Raw genomic sequence first — 6790 nt, 5'->3', positions numbered from 1 at the left:
ACTCACTTCATGAACTCTCTTTCTACCCATAGTCTGGATAGATCAACGCAATGGTTAAAACATTTTGTTATGGAGCAATAGGTTGACTGGTGCCTCTTCGGGCCAAGTTATCAGATGGATAAGAGCGGGAAAAGAAACCCCAGCGATCCCAGGAAACCTGTCCAAGTCGGATCTCCGGTAATTCGCGGAGATGAGCCGATATCAGAAATCTGCAGCCAGTGTGGACATCCCACAAAAACCAGCAGAGCTGGACGCTGCCTCTCGCAATGACGCATTTACAAGGGCCACTGTCATGGGCAGCGCGAGCGAAAGACTGAGTTAGCAGCCCCAAGGGCTGCTGATGAATGGCCTCTTTCTCCTGGGCATCCTGGGCTCAGGATTCGGCTCCGGCTTCTCCCAGTCGTAAACGCCAAACCAGCTCATTTGAGCCATGCCATCCATGCAAATATCTCTCTCGAACATATCGGTCAGCATATCTTCGACATTTGACGAATATAAGCTTTTGGGTGTGATTGCTGTGTTGAATAATGTTTGAGAATCTGATGGCATTGACCCAATTCATACAACTTTTATAGTAAAAATCGATATCTATCGACCTTTTAGGTCTCAATTATTCAACGCACCAGGTGTATCGGTGTATCACCTCCTCCAGCGAGCCCATCACTCCTGGAGGATGCTGCGGTTACCTGTGTTCTGCCGGAGCAGTAATTATATACCACACCATCCTCTATGCCATCTCAGTTCAGAGGGTGATCGTTGATGGCAAAGATCAAGGCAGGCGTCCTGGGAGCGACGGGCGCTGTGGGACAGCGTTTTATCGAAGGACTTAGGGAGCATCCGTGGTTCGAGCTCACAAGCCTGGCAGCATCTGACAGAAGCGCGGGAAAGAAGTATCGTGAGGCTGCAAAATGGAGGCTTGAGAGCGAGCTGCCGGATGAGTTCGCAGATATGACCGTTGTCAGGGTCGATCCGAAAGAGGTCGATGCTGATATAGTATTCTCAGCACTACCATCTGATGAAGCGAAGAAAGTTGAGGCGGAGTTTGCGGAGGCCGGGTTCGTCGTCGCCTCGAACACCGCGACGAACAGGATGGTTCCGGACGTTCCTCTTCTGATACCGGAATGCAACCCTGATCACATAGATCTCATAAAGGTCCAGAAGGAGCGGAGGGGCTGGGAGGGTTACATCACAACGAACCCAAACTGCACCACCATCATGTTTGCACTCACGCTCAAGCCGCTGATGCAGTTCGGCATAGAGAGCGTTCATGTCGCGTCGATGCAGGCGGTCAGCGGCGCCGGATACGAGGGAGTGCCATCCATGGCGATCCTGGACAACATCATACCATACATCGCAGGCGAGGAAGAGAAGGTTGAGACAGAGGCCCAGAAGATCCTGGGAAGGTTTGATGGGGAGAGGATAGTTCCGGCTGATTTCACTGTAAGCGCGAGCTGCCATCGTGTTCCTGTCATGGACGGACACACAGAGGCTGTCTGGGTCAGGATGAAAGATGATCCCACGCCGGCTGAGGTCAGGCAGGCCTTCCTGGACTTCAACCCCGGGCTGGACGATCTCCCGACGTCTCCAAAGAAGGCCATAATCGTCAGGGATGAGCCAGACAGGCCGCAGCCAAGGCTGGACAGGAACGCCGGCAGGGGTATGTCGGTCTCTGTGGGGAGGATCAGGCCCGGCATCAGGTACATCTGCATGGGCCACAACACTATACGCGGTGCAGCGGGAGCGAGCATACTGAACGCCGAGCTTCTCCACAAAAAGGGTCTGCTCTGAATGCTGCTCGTAGCCTGGGAGTCGACAGGAGCCTGCAACCTGAACTGCAGCTACTGCAGGGCGTCTGCAGAGCCAGTGCCATCTGCAGATGAGCTCAGCACTGGTGAGATAAAAGGTCTGATAAGAGAGATGGCTCCCCTCGGAGCGATGCTGATAATCTCCGGAGGCGAGCCTCTGCTCCGGCCGGATGTCTTCGAGGTGGCGAGATACGCAGCCGATTCCGGGGTCAGGGTCTCTCTCGCCTCAAACGGCACGCTCATAACACCTGAGATCGTGGACAGGATTCTCCTCTCAGGGATCTCCAGGGTGAGCATCAGTCTTGATGGCGCGAGCGCCGGGACTAACGATGCCACACGTGGAAAGGGCTCATTCGATCTGGCCCTCAAAGGCATGCGGGCTCTGAGTGGAAGGGTCGAGTTCCAGATCAACATGACAGTGACACCGGTAAATATCAATGAGCTTGATCCTCTTTTGGACCTCGCAGAGCGGGAGGGCGCGGCGGCTGTGCACATATTCTTCATGGTCCCCACCGGCAGGGGCAGAGACGTCGAGAGCATCTCTCCTGAGATGCAGATGTCCCTTCTTGAGAGAATTGCATCAGAAGAACGATCGATCGAGATACGCCCCACGTGCGCGCCGCAGTACGGCAGGGTGCTCCTGGGGAGGAGATCGCATGGGCGCAGCGCCGGAGGCTGCATAGCAGGAATCAGGTTTGTCTTCATCTCGAGAACCGGAGAGATCTTCCCATGCGGCTACTTCCCCCTGTCCGCGGGCAGCATACGCGAGCGTTCATTCTCAGAGATATGGAGCAGCTCACCGCTTCTGAACGATCTCAGGGAGCGAAAGCTGAAGGGCAGATGCGGGAGCTGTGGTTATGTAAGAACCTGCGGCGGCTGCAGAGCTCGGGCATACGCGCTCACCGGTGATTATCTGGGAGAGGATCCGACATGCGCCTGGAGGGGATCCATTGGATGAGATCGATCTGAGGATCCTCGCAGCGCTCCAGGAGTCTTTTCCTCTTGTTGAGAGACCCTTCATGGAGCTCGCGGAGAGCCTGGGCATCGAGGAGGATGAGCTCATAAGAAGAGTCTCAAGGCTGAAGGAGCTCGGGCTCATCCGCAGGATCGGGCCGATTCTGGATCTGAGACGTCTCGGTATGATCGGGGTTCTCGTCGCGATGAAGGTATCTCCTGAAGATGCGGATATCGTGAGCTCTGTCGTGAACGAGTACGATGAGGTGTCGCACAACTATCTAAGGCCAAACGATAGCGGCTACAATCTGTGGTTCACGATATCCGCGCCCGCAGAGCGTGTTGATGAGATTATATCGGAGATAAGGAGCAGGACGGGGCGCAAGATGCTCGTGCTCCCAACCATCAAGATTTTCAAGATAGGAGTCAAGTTTGACATCATTTGAGGAGGTTGAAGATTTGGATAAACCTGTGCTCATTGATTTCTTTGCCACGTGGTGTGGCCCCTGCAGGATGCAGACGCCGATAATGGAGGAGCTGGAGAAGAAGTACGGCGGAAGGATAGAGATCAAAAAGATAGATGTCGACAGGAACATGGAGCTCGCGAACAGGTACAACATCATGGTGGTGCCGACGATAGTCCTTGAGAAGGACGGCAAGGAGGTGCGCCGCTGGCTGGGCGTCACGTCCAAAGAAGAGCTGAGCAGCGCGATCGATGAGATACTCTAGGAGGCGGTCGCATAGGTGCGCGTAGGATCCATGATCTGTTCAGAGAGCTCGGGGTATTACCCATAAGAAGGCTGAACGGCAACGGCAACCCTGCTCCGCACCTCTCGCTGCTCTTCGACGACCACAAGTTCTCCGTGGACACCAGCAGGGTTCCAGGCTGCGACCAGCCGGATGCATATCTCATAACACATGCGCACAGCGATCACCATGGAAGCTCTGCGATGCGGTCGCCGAGGGCGATAGCATCCCGGGAGACGGCACTGGCTCTTGAGATCCGGCATAATAGAAGCTATGCGGGCAGGAGCTTTGTGGTCGGGGAGGCGCTGGATGTCAATGGCGTCGATCTGAGAACGTATCCCACAAGGCACACCATAGGATCATCGGCGTTTTACTGGGAGAACAGCCTGGGCGTCAGGATACTCGTGACAGGGGATGTGAAGGACTACAGATCCCTGCCAAAATGCGATCTTCTCGTTGCAGAGGCTAACTACGGGGATCCATGGGACTCGTCCTGCATATTCGATGATGATCTGAACGGATTCTGGGAGGCGCTCAGCTCAGGATCGTCTTTCGGCGCATATGCTTTTGGCAAGGCGCAGCGTGCGGTGTCTCTGATAAGAGCCATGGGATTCAGCGATCCGATCGGCATGGACGATGAGGGGAGAAGGCTCACAGAGGCTCTGATGCCAGATGCCGGCGATATCATTGACTTCCGGGATTGCGATGGCGTATCTGTCGTGACCCCAAAAAACCTGCCGCTTGTGCGCTCGCCTGAGAGGTACATGCTCACCGGAAGGGCGGATGCCTCATGGAAGCGTATACGCCTCAGCGACCACCTGGATTTCCGCGGGATAATGAGAATGCTCGACCATGTATCCGCTGAGGCTGTTATATTCTACCATCCTGCAGGCGTCAGGTCGAGACTTCTCGCGCACTACCTCAGAACCACAGGGTGCGCCGCGATATCGCTCGACGAGATCGATCTCTTCGAGAAGAGAATGTGAGAACACATATCCTCATCTGATTTCGCTCGAAGAGCACTGAGTGCTCTGAATGCGGGAGAGCAGCGGCATCGGAGATGTTAATGTTCCGCTCCATTCCGCAGCTCGAACCCGATCTCGCAGCTCTCATCTCCGCTGCAGATCCTTCTGCCCCTTCTGGGAACGATCCCGTCGCCGAACTCTGATGCCCAGACCTCCAGCTCGCTCCAGCATATCCTGGATCCGACGCGCTCGTTCAGCTCAGCCCTCCCCGCACGGACCATGATCTCATGCCATGGGCATCTGGTCACCACGAACCTCGCACCTCTCCCATCACATGAGCTCTCGAACTCGAACTCCTCCAGGGAGAGCTTCGCTGCGAAGCACCTCGTGAGAGATTCCAGGCCCTTCGACTCATTCATCATCGACTTCAGGGCTCTCGCCTGTATCTTCGGCATCACCCTCCACACATCATCATCTATCTCCAGAGCGGTATCGAAGCCATAGCGCTCCTCGACCTTCATGAACCACAGGCCGTCGACGGCTCTGTAGCTGCGTTTGAAGTACTCTATGACATCCCACTCATCAAGCTCAGGCCCTGCATCCATGGAACCACCAGCCTGATTCATATCACAGATCAAAAAGAAGTTAACGCCCGGATGCGCTGTATCGGGAGCAGATGCTCTCAGGCTGTGAGATCTGAGAGTGGAAGGAACGGCATTCACTGCCTGGCACTGGACGGATAAAAGTGGCATGCTGTCGATCTCAATGGCAGGATCTCGAGACATGCTCCTGGTTCGCGCCGCAGTGCTTGCCGGCTTTCTGTGACGCGCGGTGGTCACGGCTCTATCCTGTCGTTTCTGAGCTCCTCCAGGGCATTTCTGTCCATGCGTATCTCGCTTATCTCCACAGCGCCCAGCGAACAGATGAGCTTCGAGAGGGACTCTGAGACTGAGATGCCGAGATCTGCATACCGGCTTGATATCACGAGAGACAGGGCCCAGGCTGTGTTGTATGCTGACCACATCGCGTAGATCAGATGAACAACAAGCTCATCCACACCGCCCTCTATCCACGGGCCCTCTGCAGTCGGCCAGATTATCCTGGACCGCATGACGGTGGGATCCTCGATCTCCACCTCGAAGACTATCAATCCATCCACACTTCCATCCCCGGGATGCTCAGACGGCAATCTACCAGAGAAACAGACCGGTCCGGTGCACCCCCATGATATTTAAGGCGTCATCGGATTTAACCCTTGGGGATGGTCATGTCGGTGATCTCTGGAAAGGATGCGTTGAGATTCCTGGAGTCGTTTGCAGACCAGGAGATCCAGGAGCAGATATGCGGCGTGGATCTGACCGCCAGAAGCATCGAGCGGTTTGTGTCGTCGGGATCCATCGACCTCGACAACACCGAGCGCAGACTCGCACAGACCGAGGCGGTTCAGTTTGATGGTGATGGATGGGCATTCCTTGAGCAGGGTGCGTATCTGGTGACGTTCAATGAGATCGTCAGAATGCCAATGGACATGATGGCATTTGCGCTTCCAAGATCGAGCCTTCTGAGATGCGGGGCGAGTCTTTCTGCTGCGGTGTGGGATCCCGGATACAGTGGCAGATCCCAATCGCTTCTCGTTGTCCACAATCCCAGTGGGATACGAATTAAAAAGAATGCGAGGCTCATGCAGCTCGTCTTCATCACCATGAAGAGCGCAGCAGACAGAGCCTACAGCGGAGCCTACCAGGGGGAGAACATCTAGACTATCCTGGCAGTGCTGATAATCTGTGATGTTGTGTTGCTGTCCAGCATGGACAACAGCATTATGTAGCTGTCATCTCCCGCATGCCACACCGCAAGGTATGCATCGCTGCCCGCAAGGGTGCCTGAAGTGAACGTCATGTTGTGCACCACCACAGGCGCCCCGTAGTAGCTGGAAGCAGTCCAGTTTCCGGTCTCCTGCCCCTCCTTGGTGGCCTCGATCATCAGCGCCACCGACATTATATCCAGGAATGATTCCTTGCTCAACATTTTCAGAATATCATCATATGGTGTGAAAACCACCGCATCTGCTTTACCGGACTCACCAAATATCGTGAAGTTCTCCATGAAGATGCCAGAGGACGTATCGATGTCGCCGGTATTGATGTAGTAACCTTCTCCAGGATCGACAACAAGAGTTCTCTCCTCTGGAATGATGACCTTCGCGTCAAGGGCAGCCGAGCATCCAAGCAGAGCAAAAACCGCTATTATTATGGTCAGTCTGTTCACGATCTCACCCGCTTTATCTTAAAGATTTCCAAAGATGTGCTCCGAATAAGA

The 6790-nt window shown here is 54.8% G+C and carries 10 protein-coding genes; 6 read left to right on the top strand and 4 right to left on the bottom strand.

What is annotated here, in order from left to right; translation table 11 throughout:
• Positions 1-318: 318 nt before the first annotated feature.
• Complete coding sequence (locus QHG98_08985; protein MDH7597851.1) at positions 319-441, bottom strand: hypothetical protein; 123 nt, start codon at positions 439-441, stop codon at positions 319-321.
• A gap of 318 nt (positions 442-759) precedes the next feature.
• Here QHG98_08985 and asd point away from each other — a divergent pair, with 318 nt between their 5' ends.
• The 5 genes from asd (at position 760) to QHG98_08960 (ending at position 4492) form a co-directional block, all read left to right on the top strand.
• Positions 760-1788 (top strand): aspartate-semialdehyde dehydrogenase, encoded by a 1029-nt coding sequence (asd, locus tag QHG98_08980; GenBank protein ID MDH7597850.1) that lies wholly within the window; start codon positions 760-762, stop codon positions 1786-1788.
• Positions 1789-2763, top strand: a complete 975-nt coding sequence (locus tag QHG98_08975) for a radical SAM protein (GenBank protein ID MDH7597849.1) — start codon at positions 1789-1791, stop codon at positions 2761-2763.
• Entirely contained in the window at positions 2756-3205 is a 450-nt protein-coding gene (locus QHG98_08970; GenBank protein MDH7597848.1) for an AsnC family transcriptional regulator, read from the top strand. The genes QHG98_08975 and QHG98_08970 overlap by 8 nt, the downstream gene beginning before the upstream one ends.
• The gene (gene trxA, locus QHG98_08965; GenBank protein ID MDH7597847.1) at positions 3192-3488 is read left to right on the top strand and encodes a thioredoxin; all 297 of its coding nucleotides are present in this window, start codon (positions 3192-3194) and stop codon (positions 3486-3488) included. The genes QHG98_08970 and trxA overlap by 14 nt, the downstream gene beginning before the upstream one ends.
• Positions 3489-3709: 221 nt before the next feature.
• Positions 3710-4492, top strand: a complete 783-nt coding sequence (locus QHG98_08960; protein ID MDH7597846.1) for a hypothetical protein — start codon at positions 3710-3712, stop codon at positions 4490-4492.
• A gap of 77 nt (positions 4493-4569) precedes the next feature.
• Here the strand turns inward: QHG98_08960 and QHG98_08955 are convergent, their stop codons facing one another.
• Together QHG98_08955 and QHG98_08950 are read right to left on the bottom strand one after the other, a co-directional pair.
• Positions 4570-5076: a DUF6125 family protein gene (locus tag QHG98_08955; protein MDH7597845.1), complete on the bottom strand. Its 507-nt coding sequence runs from the start codon at positions 5074-5076 to the stop codon at positions 4570-4572.
• Between the two features lie 230 nt (positions 5077-5306).
• Positions 5307-5630 carry a hypothetical protein gene (locus QHG98_08950; protein MDH7597844.1) on the bottom strand — a complete coding sequence of 108 codons (324 nt, stop codon included), beginning with the start codon at positions 5628-5630 and terminating at the stop codon, positions 5307-5309.
• Positions 5631-5738: 108 nt separating this feature from the next.
• On the opposite strand from QHG98_08950, the gene QHG98_08945 reads away from it, so the two are divergent.
• Positions 5739-6230 carry a deoxyuridine 5'-triphosphate nucleotidohydrolase gene (locus QHG98_08945; GenBank protein MDH7597843.1) on the top strand — a complete coding sequence of 164 codons (492 nt, stop codon included), beginning with the start codon at positions 5739-5741 and terminating at the stop codon, positions 6228-6230.
• Here the strand turns inward: QHG98_08945 and QHG98_08940 are convergent.
• Positions 6227-6739, bottom strand: coding sequence for a hypothetical protein (locus QHG98_08940; GenBank protein MDH7597842.1), 513 nt, complete (start codon positions 6737-6739; stop codon positions 6227-6229). The two genes, QHG98_08945 and QHG98_08940, sit on opposite strands and share 4 nt — an antisense overlap.
• Positions 6740-6790 lie beyond the last annotated feature (51 nt).

The organism is Methanothrix sp. (assembly GCA_029907715.1).
Taxonomy (GTDB): Archaea; Halobacteriota; Methanosarcinia; order Methanotrichales; family Methanotrichaceae; genus Methanothrix_B.
The sequence above is the reverse complement of the archived record's forward strand: the minus strand, read 5'-3'. Positions and strand labels throughout refer to the sequence as shown.

Excerpts from the sequence above, each read along its gene's own strand:
- QHG98_08955 (MDH7597845.1), bottom strand. The coding sequence starts at position 5,076 with ATGGATGCAGGGCCTGAGCTTGATGAGTGGGATGTCATAGAGTACTTC.
- QHG98_08960 (MDH7597846.1), top strand. The coding sequence starts at position 3,710 with ATGCGGTCGCCGAGGGCGATAGCATCCCGGGAGACGGCACTGGCTCTT.
- QHG98_08985 (MDH7597851.1), bottom strand. The coding sequence starts at position 441 with ATGGATGGCATGGCTCAAATGAGCTGGTTTGGCGTTTACGACTGGGAG.
- asd (MDH7597850.1), top strand. The coding sequence starts at position 760 with ATGGCAAAGATCAAGGCAGGCGTCCTGGGAGCGACGGGCGCTGTGGGA.
- QHG98_08975 (MDH7597849.1), top strand. The coding sequence starts at position 1,789 with ATGCTGCTCGTAGCCTGGGAGTCGACAGGAGCCTGCAACCTGAACTGC.
- QHG98_08945 (MDH7597843.1), top strand. The coding sequence starts at position 5,739 with ATGTCGGTGATCTCTGGAAAGGATGCGTTGAGATTCCTGGAGTCGTTT.